This window comes from Thermocladium modestius (assembly GCF_055398215.1).
This window is the reverse complement of the sequence record NZ_AP043731.1, coordinates 17,746-30,642: the sequence shown is the minus strand read 5'-3', so window position 1 is coordinate 30,642 and position 12,897 is coordinate 17,746. Positions and strand designations below refer to the sequence as shown.

The window sequence follows — 12,897 nt, the reverse complement described above, 5'->3', positions numbered from 1 at the left end:
GGATTGGCTGGGCGCGGTTTTAGCACGCGCTCGATCAATTGTCATTAGCAAGCCATGTTGAAATTGCCGTGTTGTAATATAATTGAATTGCTTCCCTCATCCCCCCATGCATTGCCTAGATTGGTTTCCCAGTAAATGGATTCGCCTCACCGTGCTTGATTGGCTATGGAGAATCCCAGGGTAGTGGCCATAACCCTCGTCGTTACTCCCCTTCGCTCCAACCAGATCAAGCCCATCGATTTGGCAATGCTCACCGCGTGAGTGGGCACCCCGCTAAGCGATAGTAAATCCACAAGGGAAGCCAGGGGAGCGGAGCCTCCCAACTTATTCACCAAGATGTCTATCATCTTCAGCACGTCTGGATCCACGCCGGAGCCCGCTCCTCCATACACCTCAACGCCTACCTTGCCTGGATCCATCAATTTATACTCATTTCTATTTATGAACTGCATCTTGGCCTTAAATCTGCCGTTGAATTCATGAATAGATGGGATGCCCACGTTGGGTATGTAAGCCTCGTCCACCCAGTACAGAGACTCCTCGTGGAACGCGTTGGTGAATATCCTCAAGTCTCCTGTCCTGCTCAGCCGGAGCGCGTTTATCACGTCCAAGTAATCCATGTATAGATCACTGTAGATCTCCACCTCGACGTCCCTGAACGCCGCGGCCAAGGCCATGCCAACCACCGTGGCGGCCGGCTCTATCGGCGTGAGCGAGTATGAGGAACAGCGGTCAATGGATGCTTCCGACCCCGAATCCACGGCCAGCCTCAACTGGAGGCAGCCATCCCCGACGCAGTTATCTATGAAATCCCTGAAGTCCACATCCAGCGATACGTGGCCCTGCGGCGACCCCATTGCCTCGCCCAGCCTATACAGCACGGCTCGCTCCAAGTCGTTTAGGGGATGATTGACGCCCACCCCGGTGCATCCCGGCCCCCGCCTCCAAGTCAATCCCCGGGGCTCCGGGAAGTGGGGGGAGCCCACTATTAGCGTTATCATACTAGGACGCTACGTAGCTCGTGAACTCTCCCTGGGATGTGCTTATTATCACTGAGCTCACTTGGTAGCAGCCGGGTCCATTGTATATTATTGAAATGGTATCCCCGGGCTGTATCTGCGTTGATCCTTTTAAGTTAGTTGGGTTCCCGTTAATAGATGTGGACGCTGGGCTGCAGCTGGTGGCGTTCAGGCCCGACTGCTGGACTAGGAGCGGGAGACCCATTATGGACACTGGACTGACGCCTATGTCCTTCACGTTCACCACCAACATGTTGCTCCCCGCCGTGCTGGCGGACACGGCAACCATGCTTGACCCAACCAGTGATTTATTTATGGCAGGCCATAGGACGGCCAGCAATATCACCATTACGGTAATCGATATGGCCACCCACACGACCTGGCTGAGGCCCTTCCTTTGTCTTGCTTGTTTCATGGTCGATCAGCGTCTTCATGCTTAAATAATTGACGCATGAAGGGAACCAATGTCATCTAGGTTTAAAAGGCGATAATTGACGGCGGCAAATGGCGAGGGGATTATCATCGCTGGGGGTCCTCGTGGCCATAATGGGGATAATAGTGCTGCTGGTCTCATCGATTCAATACTTTACGTATCAATACGAGGCCAACTCGGCCGTGCAGAATTACTACGACTTGCTCAGCCTATATCAATACGAGTGCCTACACCTAAACGCGAATTCGAGCATTGTAATGCCGCTTTGCATTTCAATTAATGGAACCACCATGATGATGAGTCACGCCCAGCCCGGCAGTTGATCGGCGTTGGTAGGATCAATGATGGCGTTGATCGGGATGAGCAAGCCACGGAAACAAGTATTTAATCCATTTCATGGAGATTACTTCGTGGCTGAGGCCAACTTCTGCGGCACGGTGGAGGGCGCGGTGTATGTTGACTCCATGCTGGGCTGGTTGGCTAGGTGGATCAGGATGCTGGGTAGGCATGCTTATTATGATTCCAATTACAGCGATGGATTTCTATCCGGGGTGGATGGCTTGGTGATAACCCGCGATGTTGGGCTGCATAGGTCAAGGAGGAGCGCCTCCCTTCTCTTGCTCACCGATGATCATGCCGCCTGGCTCGCCGTGGCAAGCAGGGTTCTCGGGCTGGGCCTGAGCATAGACATGAGGTCCACATTATGCCCGGAGTGCGGGGGCAGGCTGGCCAGGGTGGGTAGGGACGAAGTGGCTGGCCGCGTGCCCGTGGGGGTTGCGGCTAGGCATACCGACTTCTTTAAGTGCGTTGATTGCGGCAAGATATACTGGGTTGGCAGTCATCGCATTAAGATTGATGCAATGTTGAATAAGGCAATGGATATAAGTAAAAGAATCAATTCCATATGTATTGCTGGCGGCACAATATTTAAAATCGATTGACGTGGCCGAAAAAGAATTAATGGAGCATTTTAAGCCATTATCGTTGGAGGAAGGAGTTGCGGCCGTGCGGTTCGCGCGGTCCGTCATCGAGAGCAGATTGGGCTTGACGCGATCCATAGGGCAATTGCCGCCAAGCCTAAGCAGCCTCCGTCTCGGGGTTTGGGTTACCCTGGAGAAGATAGTTAATGATAGGGGTATCATCAAGAGGGTGGTCAAGGGCAGCATGGGGTCCCCGTACCCCATAAATAGGTTCCCAATGGATCTGGCCCTGGCCGCCGAGTATGCCGCATTCAATGATAGAAGGCATGGTCCGCTGATGGAGGCGGAGGTGGATAGGTGCGTGCTGGAGATCACGTTGGCGGGCAATATAAGGGAGATGGATTTGAAGAGCTTGGATGGCTTCATACCCGGCTTCCACGGCTTGCTCGTGAGATCTGGACGAAGTTTGAAGGCCGTGCTCCCCCAGAGATTGATAGAGGAGAAGCTGGCCGAGAGGGAGGGGTATCAAGGCATTCCGCCATTTAAGGACAAGAACGAATTGCTCAGCTTCATCTGTAATAAGCTTGTCGTTAACGAGTGCGGCAAGAACTGCGAGCGATGCAATGGGCCGGTTTACATGTACGATACCCAAATATTCTATGAATTGGAGCCCAGGGGCGCCGTGGTGGAGCGAATGCTGTATAGAAACAAACTATTCTCCAATATTAACCAAAAGAGTTAAAAAGCCATTATTTAGAATATGAAACAGTGAGAATGTAATGTATATTAAGTTTTATACGATATCGGAGAGGTACGATGAGTACGAGAAGTCCATTAGGTCCCTAGTGGAGAACTTGCGGGCTCAGTTGAGCAAGATAGGGGAGAACCCGGACAGGGTTAAGCTTACCATAGTTAAGGTGAAGCCGGACACCGCTAATGAGACGGCCAAGTACATAAATGAGAAGGAGGAGAAGAAGATACCCCCCCAGCTGCGGTACTTGATATCGGCCCTCAAGCAGGACGGCATAATGATGTTGCCCGCAATGGTTATGAATAATAAAAAGATATTCGAGGGAGAGCCCCTCAGCATAGATCAGATAACCTCCACGATATTGAACGAAGCAAAAGCTGAGTTCAACATGGACATACAAATGCAGTCGCAGCAACAGCAGCAGAAGCAACAGCCCCCGCCTCCCCAGCCTCCATCTCCGCCGCAGTTGCCTCAATTGCCTCCACCATCCCCTCCCCCGCCTCAGCTCCCCCAGCTTCCACTGATACCGCTTCCGCCTCCCCAGCCTCCATCTCCGCCGCAGTTGCCTCAATTGCCTCCACCATCCCCTCCCCCGCCTAGCCCGCCTAGGCAGGTAGAGGTGGAGGGCGCCTTCCGTGGCGCCGTGGTTACTGGGTTTAAGTTGGTGATGGGTAGACCGGATGACTGCAATGATTGCATTTATTACGGGGCAAACCGCGGGCTCTGCTTGTTATTTGGATTTAAGGTAAAGGATCCAACCCATCCACCATGTAAGGCCCCGGGCCTGAACTAGGGAAGATAGATGTTTGAGGTTGAGATAAAATACAAGGTATCCTCGCTCGCGGATCTCAGGAAGGTGGTGTCGGGGATCGCGAACCCCCTCGGCGTGAGCGAGGAGGAGGATCATTATTTCAATCACCCCTGCAGGGACTTCGCGGCCACTGATGAGGCGGTGAGGATCAGGCTCCATGGGGATGGGGAGGTCATAATAACCTATAAGGGACCGAGGCTGGGGTCTGTGGGCAAGACAAGGGTGGAAATCAACATTAAGGTCGACGGCTTCAACAACGCCGTCGATTTTTTAAGGCGGCTCGGCTTCTCCGAGGTGGCCTCCATAAGAAAGCGTAGGGAGATATACACCGTCGATAAGTATACCATTTATTTAGATGATGCCGGCGACCTAGGCTCGTTCGTGGAGGTGGAAACCATGGTTAGCAGCGAGCAGTTGACCGACGCGATGGCCAAGGATATATTGCGCTTCTCCGAGGAGAAGCTGGGGCTGTCTCCATCTCAAATAGAGCCCCGCACCTACTTGGAGCTAGCCATGGAGAATAGACGCTAGGGATCCCGCATCGCCTGATGCATGGATGAATCTATGGATTTTCAACCCGCACCTCTTGCAAACAAGCACCTGCTCCCTCGACTCCTCCCCCTCATCCATCACGTGGTTATCGAATACCACCCTCATGGGTTCGCCGCATGATGGGCACTGCCCATCAGCCTCATCGGAGTTGCCGACCTTATCGTAATTATTTGCAAGCATTATTCCCATGGTCACGTTCAGCTGCCCATCGATGTCCCCAGCGTACACGGGATAAACCCTCGCCCCAATGGTTCTTCCAGATAGGTTTGCCCTCTCTATTGCCGAGTTCAACTCATCAGATAAGTAGTAGGGCCTCTCGGACACGACCACTATGGAATCCGCCTTGTCCAGCATGAATTCCTTTATCACGTCGTCAATCGATGATAATTGCAAGTAATCCCTGAGCGGGTATATCACCAACGCCCTCATCCTCCTCAGCTCCATCAATGCAAAATTGCTTCCAGTCTCCACGGTCTTGAATCCCCTCTTCTCCATCAACTCCACGGCCCTCCTCAGCTCCCACGGTGAGTCCCGCGGCATGCGATCCCCGCGCCCCCGCGTTTTAAAGGGTAGCCGCGCCCCTAATTTTTAAGCCTGGAATTGCCGGCTCAAGCCGATGCATTTTAGGGACTTCGTGGATGAATTGAGGAGGAGGAATCAATTAATTGACGTTGACGACCCCGTCAGCTTGGATCTGGAGCTTCCGGCCATTGCTAGGTCGCTCATGTATAGAAACGGGCCCGCCGCGGTCTTTAAGAAAACCAAGGAAGGGACCCTGCCGCCCGTCACAAACCTATTCGGGTCGTGGGAGAGGGTGTCTTTAGCCATGGGGGATGCATCCATTAACTCGCTGGATAGGAGTTTATCCCTAATGTTAAAGCCGAGATTCGCGTCACTTCAAGGCGTCTTGAAGTCGATAGGGGATGTTGCTGAGATGGGGAGGTTCTTGCCGAGGACGGTGGGACGGGCGCCTGTTCACGAGGTTGAGTGGAGCGACGTGGATTTGAGGAGGGTGCCGGCAATAAGGCAGTGGATTGGGGAGCCCGGGTTCTTCTATACAATGGGCATCACATTCATAGAGCGGGACGGCATAATAAATTATGGATATTATAGGATACAGGTGTTGGGGAGGGATAGGATGATAATGCATTGGATGCCCTACAGGAGGAGCGCGGATTACTCCTCCGCCTCTAAGGAGGTGGCGGTGGTCTTCGGCCCGGATCCCTTGATAATGCTGATGGCAGCCACGCCAATACCGCATCCCCTGGATAAGGTGTTGGTGGCCGGCATGCTGGGCGGGCGAGGCATAGAGTTAACGGAGGGGCGTTCAGTGGGTGTTCACTACCCAGCCCACGCCGAGGCCGTGATAGAGGCGGAGTTGACGGGGGAGTACGCGGAGGAGGGTCCCTTTGGGGATCACGTCGGGGTCTACAGCATACGGAAGCCCTACCCGGTGGCCCGCGTGAAGGCCATTTACTCGAGGAGCGATGCAATCATCCCCGTCACTGTCACGGGCAAGCCTGTGCTGGAGGACGGCAATATGATACTGTTCGCCAACGACGTGATAAAGCCAATGCTCAAGCTCATGATGACGGAAATGGTGGATATATACATGCCGCCCAGCGGCCTTGGCTATATATACATCGTCTCCATTAGGAAGAACATGCCGGGGCAGGCCAGGAAGGTCATGACCATGCTATGGTCCCTCTCGCCGCTCTACGGCAAATTGATAATAGTTGTGGATCATGACGTCGACGTGCGGAACATGAATCAAGTCCTATACGCGGTCTCGGCCCACGTTAATCCGGCCAGGGACGTGCTGGTGCTCAGCGATTACCCAACTGAGGAGTTGGATCCATCCACGCCCATACCCAACCTGGGAAGCAAGGTGGGGATAGACGCCACCAGGAAGCTGCCGGAAGAGTACGGTGGGAAGCAGTACCCCGAAGACGCGGCCACCGACCCAGCTGTTGAGGGGAGGGCGGCGGCAATGGTTGAGGAAATACTGAGGAGGTGGAGGCAGTGAAGTGCAAGGTACAGTTGAGCAGCGATTACTACGCGAGGGGCGAGGTTATATTCATAGTGATCAGCAACGTAGGAGACAGCTCAATACAAGTCAGCAAGTGCGTGATAGAGGGCGGCGGGGCAAGCGTAGAGAAGCAAGTGAATCAATTATTGAGGCCGGGGGAGAGCACCACTGTGATGTGGGATCAATATGGGGATGGAGACATGGTTCCCCCAGGCCAGTACGTGGTTCGCTGCATTGCTGGGGAGACTTCCTGCTCCTCGTCCTTCTCCATAAGTCCCTAATACGGTCCCCAGCGGACCCTATACGTCCTCCTATACACTAATTTCCTGCTCCAGTAAAAGCCGAGAGCCAGGCCCACCGCGAACCCCAGCAGGTGGCCCAGGTAGGCTATGCCGTAGCCCGCCGCCAAGGGGCTTAACAAGAATATTATGGATATTATATTGATGGGATTGGATAGGATGGCCCACCTATATGGACTCGCTATCATGAACCCCACGATCCCGAAGAGCGCCCCGCTTGCGCCGGCTATGGCGGTGAGCGGGGGATAGATGTAGACGGATAAGGCAGCTACCACCCCGCTCACGGCGTACACCTCCCAGAAAAGCCTTGCTCCGAACCTGGACTCAAAGAAGGGACCTATGAACCAGAGAGTCAACATGTTGAAGAAGTAATCCAGGAAGGTGGGGTCGTAGAACATGGACATGAAGATCCCCAACACGTTTGGGACGAGAGGATTTGAGGAGATGAGGAACCAGGGCCGGTACACGGCGAAGAGGGACGTGAATAGGTTGCCTATGGAGGCGCTGGCAAGGGCCGGTATAGAGATGACGCTGTTTATGATGAATAATTGGAGCGTGACGCCCCATCTATCCATGAATGATCGTGAACGCATCATTGCGCTGCCGCGCAATCATGTCGTTAATAAGCCTAGTGCTGGCGATTAGTGCAGGGGGAAACATTCAATAATCGGCACGGGCTCCTCCCGTCATGTGGAGACTACCCGATGTGGAGTACAGGGATAGGCTGGAGAGGGTGAGGCGGAGGTTATCGCTTGATGGAATTGACGCGCTCTACTTAACCAGCGCTCCAAACATCTTCTACTTGACGGGCTACTTCATGATACAGACGGAGCGCCCCCTCGCGGTCTTGATATCAGGGAAGGGGAACGACGTGTTGTTTCTAGGGCCCATGGTGGAGAAGGGGCACGTGGGGTTCAGGAGCAGGGTGATAACGGAGGAGCATTACTACTTCGATTACCCAGGCGAGGAGGAGCCCATGGTTTTCTTCAGGAAGGTAATCGCGGAGGCGGCCGGCAGGCTTGGGTTGAAGGTGATTGGAATGGATAATCCAGCAGGCGCGTCTGGTTTCTGGGGGTATAAGGGAACTGATCTCTCCTCTCTCTTGAAGAGGGATGGATTGGAGACGAGGAAGGTGGAGGGATTGGTGGAGGAGATGAGGCTCATCAAGTCGAGCGCTGAGGTGGAGTTGATAAGGGAGAGCGGCAGGTGGGCTGCCCGGGCCCACGAGATACTGCTGGGAAAGATACGGCCAGGCGCGTATGATTGGGAGGTATCCCTCGAGGCCAGCCTGGAGGCCAGTAGGGAGATGAAGAAGGCCCTCGGCGACGACTACATGCCCCTCACCGACAGCGTGCCCAACTTCATAGGGTTCAGGGGACAGGTTGGGGAGTACTCGGCATTCCCCCACGCGCTGGCCGCTCCCAGGCCCATAAGGGAGGATGACGTGCTTGGAAGCGGAGCGGGCCCCGACGTGGGTGGGTATCGCTCCGAGCTTGAGAGAACGATAATAGTGGGCAACCCAGCGGAGGCCGAGAAGCGATTCAACGCGATGATGAAGCTGAGGGAGGCCGCGTTGAACGCGATGGGGCCGGGCGTAAAGGTGAGGGACATAGATGCGGCGGTCAGGAGAACGGCGAGGGAATTGGGGTTGATGGATTACTTGAGGCATCACGTGGGGCATGGGTTGGGCATAGAGGGGCATGAAGCCCCCTTCCTGGATATAGGCTATGAGGGGGAGCTTAGGCCTGGAATGGTTGTGTCATGCGAGCCTGGCCTTTACTATCCAGGCCACGGCGGTTACAGGCACTCGGACACGGTCTTGGTGACGAGCAATGGCATTGAGATTCTGACGAGGTTCCCGACGGAATTCGATGAATTGAGGGTATTCAAGCGGTGATGTATCGTTAATGTGTTGGTTATGAGGATTTACTGGGTGGCTGGCGATAATTGCGTGTCCAATTTTTGGTAACGCTAGAATCATGGTGATGTTGAAATGAAGTTCCGGAGATGAATTCTATTCAATCTGGTTGGTCGTCTGGCAACTGTTTATTAATAGTGGCTTCAACATAGGGCCATGCAGGTAAAGGCGGAGCTTAAGATAGATAAAAACGATAGATGCGGCTCCGTGCATCCGGTCTACAGCGTTATAGAGGAGCTGACTAGGCTGGGGGAGGGCGAGGCAATCGCTGTGTCCGTTAATGATGAGGATTGGATAAGGACCCTTAAGTCCGTGGCTGATCTACGCGGGGTTTCGGTTATTGAGGCTGGGGAGGAGAGGGGGTATTGGAGGTTTATCTTGGTGAATCGCTCCGGGAAGCGATCCTCCTAGCCGCTGGGTAAAACACGTCTATGCCCACGGGTATTTTGCCTGACCTGCCCAGCGTCATTCCATGAATTATGCTGGAGCCCAGGAGAACCCCCATTGCAGCTGACTTAAAGCTCTCTGCCCTGTCTATCCTGCTTATTATTGTTATGTCGCTCCTATGCGGGGTGATGGACTTCACGGCGGCCATGAAGCCCGGCGAGTGGTATATCCTGTAATCGCTGGACGCGTAGTCATCCAACGCGTGCGGCCTGATCAATCCATCTATTATGGATGAGTCTATGGTTAGCTTCGCCGACATTATCACCACGGGGGTCGGCGTGTCCAGGTACCTATCTATTAATGCGTCAAGCATGTACTCTAAGTATCGCGATGCTGGGCCGCCCATCACTAATCCCCTAGCCAATTCCTCGTTGGCCTCATCCCTGAATTGCTCCACCTTGCCCTGCTTGCTTATGGTTATGTCGTTGACGAACGCGTTTCCCCTGTAAACAGTGTACACGGTGATATAGAAGCCGCCCCTTCCAATTAATGGCCTCTCCACGGCGTCGGTGCTCTCGACGGACTTGAACGGCTTTATCCTCAAATGCCTCCCCCTGCATCTATGGGTGAAGCTTATCCTGCCCTTGCTATCCATGACTATGGCGATGATCTCCTTGCCCATCCTCACGTTAATGCATGGATGCCCTATCGTCAGCACGTATCTCCACAGCACGTTTTCCCTAAAGGCGGGCCGCGTTTTTTTAAATATCAATTAAATTAACGGGACGTGGCGGCGGCAATACACGTCGCTCCTAAACTAATCAATTGGTTTTTATCCCATCGCGGCGCTAGGCCAATAGATGGATGAGGTGAGCCTGGCGTTCCTCGTCGGGGTACTGCTGGGGGATTCCGATGGGGATGCCGTATACGCCCCGTATAAGCAATACATGGAGGTGCTGGGGAAGTGGGTGGGGAGACCGGATGAATTGATAAAGGAGTTGAGCGTTAAGGGCAAGATAGGCGTTCAGAGGCACGGCGCTGGCTATAGGGTGGCCTTGATGGACGCGGAGGAGGTGGGGAGGGTGAGGGCCATGCTATCGCCGCCCAAGCGGGAGGACGCGGTCAAGGCGATCGACGATGCCATAAGGCAGGCATCGAACCCCATCACAGGGTACGCCGACATAGGGCAGGTGATAAAGCTGGTGGCGGGGAGGCTTGGCATAAGCCAGGGGGACGCCGAGGCAATCCTAGTCAAGTCCATGCTTGGCTCAAAGTCCTATATCCTGGCTTATGGGGGGACCCATAAGATAAAGATAGGCTCGTCGTATTACGGCTTGGTGAAGAAGGTGAGTTGAATGCAAAGATCGCTCGTGACTGGCAGGCACAATAAGGTCAGGCTGCTGGGCTCCTCATGGATCAAGGCCAGGGACTCCATTGTGCAGCACGTGAGGGATGGGAATCAATTGATAACAGTGATTGGCCGGGCGGGCTCCGGCAAGACAACTCTCCTGTTGAGCCTCTGCGACTACGTGCAGTGCCTCTATACTGACATGGCCGGGGCCGGCGATAGGGACCTATCAGCGGTGACCGCCTCAATAGCGATGGATAACATGGATAAGATAGTGGAGCTCCAGGGAGAGCTCAGGAGGGAGAAGGGGGACTTAAGGGCGTTCTCCAGGCTGGGCGCGTACGACTTAATGGAACTGGCCCGCTCCAAGCCATTGACTTTCCTGAGGATGCTGAACGAGGCCGCCTCCAGGAGGGGGTGGAGAGTAGTGATGGAGGTGGATGAGGGATTGCTGTCCCAAGACGATCCACGGGCCTTCAGATTCATAGAGGCCATGCACGGCTTCAGAAACAACATGAGGCTGCTGGACTCCATTTACTTAGTGGTTACGATGCTGCCCGACGTGGTGGATTTAATAGCTAAGGTAGACATGCCGCTCTTCGAGGTGATGAGGCTGGCCACGGTCATGTTGCCGGACTACGTGGGGCCCGACGACCTACAGGAAGTCGCGAGCGCGTTATCGCTCACGCCGGAGATGATCGAGAAGATAAGCAGGCTGGGTCCCTTAACCATGAGGCAATTAATGTGCGTCGCCCTAAATCCAAGCGACGTCTCCAAGTGCGGCATAGACGAGATAGTGATGAATCCAATGGAGGAGGCAGAGGTAGAGGTCCAACAGCAGTGATTATTAGCAATATTTATATATGCGTTACCAAAAATTGGACACGCAGTTCAACAGAGCTTAAACGAAAGGAATAAATCGACACGCTAATCCTGAATTGGAATGAGTGGGATGCACTGCCTCTTCGCTGAGGATTCTGCCCGGGGTGGGTAGATTGAAGCTGCTCACGCATTACGTGTTCTCGACGGGCTTATTGGCGTTGGCCGCCACGTCCATGGGCGCCGCCTTCCCAAGCGCGTTGTTTATTTCCTTGATCACGTCCGTGATGGGCAACTCCATAATAGATGGGCTGGGCCACGAGGAGAGGGGGGGTTACGTGAGGAGGACTCCGTTAACTCACACCGTTCCGAGGAGCATTGCTTGGGGCGCGGTTCCCGGCATCATCATATCCCTGCTTCTAGCCTACGGGTCTCAGTGGAGGGTGACTCCGTTGGCGGTGATAGTTCTGCTCTCCAATCTCCTGCTGGGGCCGAGCCACATGTTTCTGGACGCGTTCACGGAGAGGGGCATATACGTGAAGAGGAGGGGCAGGTGGGTTAGGTTCGCGATAGCCCACATCTCTTACGGCAACTCATTGGCGAACGGCGCCGCCATGATAGTGGGCTCGCTGATGCTTTTCGCCGCGTTCTCCGTTCATTGATTGAGGCTTAGAGGACGGTGGGCACTCTCTCCTTCTCGGGCTGCTTGAAGTACTCCTCCAAGTTCTTCTCAATTAGAAAGGCGTATTTCTTGGCGTGCTCCTCCAGGTTATCCATTGATACGTTGATGCCGGTGAGCAGCGATATGCCTCTTATCAGCTTTATGGCTGCGGACACGTCGGGGCCGAACCTGCCGACGGTCTGGTTCAATATGAACAGCACGTCTTGGGATGACGCTATTCTCCCGGTCTTGACCAGGTTATTTATAGATGTCAACAGCTTGGACTCCGCCAAGAGGAGCGCGCCCGTCAGGGTTCCCCTGGAGAGCACGGCGTCCAGGAACTCCGCCTCCAGCCCCGTCAGGGTGGCCTCGCTGAGCGGCACTAATCCAAGCGATTTGAACTCCTGCACGTGGCTCTCCTCGGTTACGAAGTATATGTTATCGGTCTCAGCGTCGCCGAGGGCCGGTATTGAGGTGAGGCACACGACCTTGGTTATGCCGTTTTCGTCCGCCCAGTCAAGTATCTTCTCTATGAAGAGCTTATACGCGTTTGGGGGTATAGGGACGTGCTGCCTAATGGTGACCAAGTTGCTGTCCCTCTTATAGAACAGCCTGTAGGGGAGCTTCGCCACGCCCTCTATTACCGTTATCACCGGCGATATGCTTCCTATCTTTATCGCGCCTATCTCCTCCATCTTCAACGCGTCTATCACGTACTCTATGGACACCACGGACGCCAAGCTGGGCTCGGGGCACGATAGCACCAACATATTGCGTGGGTCCCTGGGTATGGACTTTAACTTAACCTCCAGAAGGGATGCTTGGGACTCCATGGGTTATCTTCTGTCAATTCCCTTAAAAACTTTATCCGATCAATAATGCAGGGGCAGCGGATCGTGGACCTGGCCCCTCATGAGTGGGCAAACCATTGCTTTAAAGCCATTAAGCAC

General features: G+C 54.2%; 18 protein-coding genes. 12 read left to right on the top strand and 6 right to left on the bottom strand.

Annotation, left to right across the window (positions count from 1 at the left end; all coding sequences use genetic code 11):
• Positions 1-146: 146 nt before the first annotated feature.
• Positions 147-1,001, bottom strand: a complete 855-nt coding sequence (locus ACZ5ZS_RS00155) for a hypothetical protein (protein ID WP_188595884.1) — start codon at positions 999-1,001, stop codon at positions 147-149.
• 1 nt (position 1,002) lies between these two features.
• Positions 1,003-1,434: a hypothetical protein gene (locus tag ACZ5ZS_RS00150; protein WP_188595883.1), complete on the bottom strand. Its 432-nt coding sequence runs from the start codon at positions 1,432-1,434 to the stop codon at positions 1,003-1,005.
• Positions 1,435-1,523: 89 nt separating this feature from the next.
• Here ACZ5ZS_RS00150 and ACZ5ZS_RS00145 point away from each other — a divergent pair, with 89 nt between their 5' ends.
• Genes ACZ5ZS_RS00145 through cyaB form a run of 5 tightly spaced genes read left to right on the top strand, consistent with a single transcriptional unit; the run spans position 1,524 to position 4,465 of the window.
• Complete coding sequence (locus tag ACZ5ZS_RS00145; protein WP_188595882.1) at positions 1,524-1,775, top strand: hypothetical protein; 252 nt, start codon at positions 1,524-1,526, stop codon at positions 1,773-1,775.
• 6 nt (positions 1,776-1,781) lie between these two features.
• On the top strand, positions 1,782-2,393 hold the full coding sequence (locus tag ACZ5ZS_RS00140) for a Mut7-C RNAse domain-containing protein (RefSeq protein WP_188595881.1): 612 nt from the start codon (positions 1,782-1,784) through the stop codon (positions 2,391-2,393).
• Positions 2,394-2,412: 19 nt separating this feature from the next.
• On the top strand, positions 2,413-3,114 hold the full coding sequence (locus ACZ5ZS_RS00135) for an AMMECR1 domain-containing protein (RefSeq protein WP_188595880.1): 702 nt from the start codon (positions 2,413-2,415) through the stop codon (positions 3,112-3,114).
• Between the two features lie 37 nt (positions 3,115-3,151).
• Complete coding sequence (locus tag ACZ5ZS_RS00130) at positions 3,152-3,916, top strand: hypothetical protein (RefSeq protein WP_188595879.1); 765 nt, start codon at positions 3,152-3,154, stop codon at positions 3,914-3,916.
• A 9-nt stretch (positions 3,917-3,925) separates the two neighbouring features.
• Positions 3,926-4,465 carry a class IV adenylate cyclase gene (cyaB, locus tag ACZ5ZS_RS00125; protein WP_188595878.1) on the top strand — a complete coding sequence of 180 codons (540 nt, stop codon included), beginning with the start codon at positions 3,926-3,928 and terminating at the stop codon, positions 4,463-4,465.
• Here the strand turns inward: cyaB and ACZ5ZS_RS00120 are convergent.
• Entirely contained in the window at positions 4,442-5,026 is a 585-nt protein-coding gene (locus ACZ5ZS_RS00120; protein WP_188595877.1) for a hypothetical protein, read from the bottom strand. The genes cyaB and ACZ5ZS_RS00120 overlap by 24 nt on opposite strands.
• 76 nt (positions 5,027-5,102) lie before the next feature.
• Between ACZ5ZS_RS00120 and ACZ5ZS_RS00115 the strand changes: the two genes are divergently transcribed.
• A complete protein-coding gene (locus ACZ5ZS_RS00115; protein WP_188595876.1) occupies positions 5,103-6,512 on the top strand; it encodes a UbiD family decarboxylase in 1,410 nt (469 codons plus the stop codon).
• Positions 6,509-6,796, top strand: a complete 288-nt coding sequence (locus ACZ5ZS_RS00110) for a hypothetical protein (protein WP_188595875.1) — start codon at positions 6,509-6,511, stop codon at positions 6,794-6,796. The genes ACZ5ZS_RS00115 and ACZ5ZS_RS00110 overlap by 4 nt, the downstream gene beginning before the upstream one ends.
• Here ACZ5ZS_RS00110 and ACZ5ZS_RS00105 read toward each other — a convergent pair.
• Positions 6,793-7,410 (bottom strand): rhomboid family intramembrane serine protease, encoded by a 618-nt coding sequence (locus tag ACZ5ZS_RS00105; protein ID WP_229657635.1) that lies wholly within the window; start codon positions 7,408-7,410, stop codon positions 6,793-6,795. The genes ACZ5ZS_RS00110 and ACZ5ZS_RS00105 overlap by 4 nt on opposite strands.
• 92 nt (positions 7,411-7,502) lie before the next feature.
• Here ACZ5ZS_RS00105 and ACZ5ZS_RS00100 point away from each other — a divergent pair, with 92 nt between their 5' ends.
• Both ACZ5ZS_RS00100 and ACZ5ZS_RS00095 read left to right on the top strand, forming a co-directional pair.
• Positions 7,503-8,711, top strand: a complete 1,209-nt coding sequence (locus tag ACZ5ZS_RS00100) for a M24 family metallopeptidase (protein ID WP_188595874.1) — start codon at positions 7,503-7,505, stop codon at positions 8,709-8,711.
• Between the two features lie 177 nt (positions 8,712-8,888).
• A complete protein-coding gene (locus tag ACZ5ZS_RS00095) occupies positions 8,889-9,143 on the top strand; it encodes a hypothetical protein (RefSeq protein ID WP_188595873.1) in 255 nt (84 codons plus the stop codon).
• Here ACZ5ZS_RS00095 and ACZ5ZS_RS00090 read toward each other — a convergent pair.
• The gene (locus ACZ5ZS_RS00090; RefSeq protein WP_188595872.1) at positions 9,106-9,852 is read right to left on the bottom strand and encodes a hypothetical protein; all 747 of its coding nucleotides are present in this window, start codon (positions 9,850-9,852) and stop codon (positions 9,106-9,108) included. The genes ACZ5ZS_RS00095 and ACZ5ZS_RS00090 overlap by 38 nt on opposite strands.
• A gap of 127 nt (positions 9,853-9,979) precedes the next feature.
• On the opposite strand from ACZ5ZS_RS00090, the gene ACZ5ZS_RS00085 reads away from it, so the two are divergent.
• From ACZ5ZS_RS00085 to ACZ5ZS_RS00075, 3 genes are all read left to right on the top strand, one after another.
• Positions 9,980-10,474: a hypothetical protein gene (locus ACZ5ZS_RS00085; protein WP_188595871.1), complete on the top strand. Its 495-nt coding sequence runs from the start codon at positions 9,980-9,982 to the stop codon at positions 10,472-10,474.
• Positions 10,475-11,311 (top strand): P-loop NTPase family protein, encoded by an 837-nt coding sequence (locus ACZ5ZS_RS00080; RefSeq protein WP_188595870.1) that lies wholly within the window; start codon positions 10,475-10,477, stop codon positions 11,309-11,311.
• Positions 11,312-11,462: 151 nt separating this feature from the next.
• Positions 11,463-11,948 carry a DUF1286 domain-containing protein gene (locus ACZ5ZS_RS00075; RefSeq protein ID WP_188596016.1) on the top strand — a complete coding sequence of 162 codons (486 nt, stop codon included), beginning with the start codon at positions 11,463-11,465 and terminating at the stop codon, positions 11,946-11,948.
• Positions 11,949-11,955: 7 nt separating this feature from the next.
• Here ACZ5ZS_RS00075 and ACZ5ZS_RS00070 read toward each other — a convergent pair whose 3' ends face one another.
• Positions 11,956-12,780, bottom strand: coding sequence for a proteasome assembly chaperone family protein (locus ACZ5ZS_RS00070; protein WP_188595869.1), 825 nt, complete (start codon positions 12,778-12,780; stop codon positions 11,956-11,958).
• Positions 12,781-12,897: the final 117 nt, after the last annotated feature.